This is a genomic window from Bizionia myxarmorum, assembly GCF_008086205.1.
Taxonomy (GTDB): Bacteria; Bacteroidota; Bacteroidia; order Flavobacteriales; family Flavobacteriaceae; genus Algorimicrobium; species Algorimicrobium myxarmorum.
The window spans coordinates 1-1,230 of sequence record NZ_VSKK01000015.1 but is presented as its reverse complement, the minus strand read 5'-3'; the positions used below and the strand labels follow the sequence as shown (position 1 = coordinate 1,230).

Below are 1,230 nucleotides of genomic sequence, written 5' to 3'. Positions count from 1 at the left end.
CTTAAGTTAGCGTTTTAATAAAAACACTAAATTAAGGTCTATAAATAAGAAAGCACAAAAGAGAGGAGTAAGGTTATTATATACGCAGAGACTTTGATCTCGTCAACATTGAAAATCCCCTCTCTTTTCTACACAGATTTCGTACAGTTCTATGAGGCTTTAAGACCTCGATTTTAAGTCGTTGAAACTCGCGTAGATTGTCCTTTCAAAAAACATTTTCTTATGATTAAAGATATAAAATATTTCGGAATAGATATTAGCCACTTGGTTTTTGATGTTACGGATTCAGATGGCAATTATTATCAGTTTAAAAATAATGCTTCTGGCTTCAAAAAGTATGTAAAACTCTTGGATATTGATAGCCATTGTGTGATGGAAGCAACAGGCTATTATCATTATCAGTTAGCTTATTTTTTGCTTGAATCTGGTATTAAAGTGTCTGTGGAAAACCCATTAGCGGTAAAACGTTTTATACAGATGAAACTAACCAAGAACAAGACTGATAAGAGCGATTCTAAACTTATTTGTGAGTACGCAAAACAGGTTGAATTAAAACTTTGGAAAGGCAATTCTAAACACCAAACAGAATGCCTGCAAATGACCAGACTCCTTTCTGTCTATACAAAACAAAGCACAATGCTCAAAAACAAACTACACGGAGAAGTTGTTTTAGGAAATCCATGCAAAGCAGTTGTGCAATCTTTGAAGCGTAGTTTAAAACACGTTCAAAAAGAAATGAAAAACTTGGAAGACAAGCTAATAGTTTTAGTAAAAGAAGCACATCAAGATGTTTTAACACGACTAAAAACGATACCAGGCATTGGAAATAAAACAGCTGTCATGTTGGTGGTTCTAACCGATGGATTTGATCGTTTTAAAAGCGGAAGTGAACTATGTAGTTATGCAGGTCTTACTCCTATAATTAGGCAAAGTGGAAGCAGTGTAAAAGGTCGGCCTCGCATTAGTAAAATGGGTAATCAAAAACTTCGTAATTTATTGTTTATGTGCAGTTTTAATGCCTGTAAATACAATAAGGCTTGTAGAGATATTTATGAGCGATTAGTTGCCAAGGGAAAGAGTAAGAAGTTAGCGTTAATAGCGGTATGTAATAAGCTCTTAAAACAGGCCTTTGCAATTGCTAAATCAGGATTAATATATGAAGATACTTACAGAAGTACTTTGGTGAAAAATTAAATCAATTTCACTTGGTTTTTACCACAGTACTTTGTT

1 protein-coding gene is annotated in these 1,230 nt (G+C 33.7%); it reads left to right on the top strand.

Annotated elements, in window-relative coordinates:
* Positions 1-222 precede the first annotated feature (222 nt).
* On the top strand, positions 223-1,194 hold the full coding sequence (locus ES674_RS15325; RefSeq protein WP_148405530.1) for an IS110 family RNA-guided transposase: 972 nt from the start codon (positions 223-225) through the stop codon (positions 1,192-1,194).
* Positions 1,195-1,230 lie beyond the last annotated feature (36 nt).

Coding starts and splice junctions, on each gene's coding strand:
- ES674_RS15325 (WP_148405530.1), top strand. CDS start 223: ATGATTAAAGATATAAAATATTTCGGAATAGATATTAGCCACTTGGTT.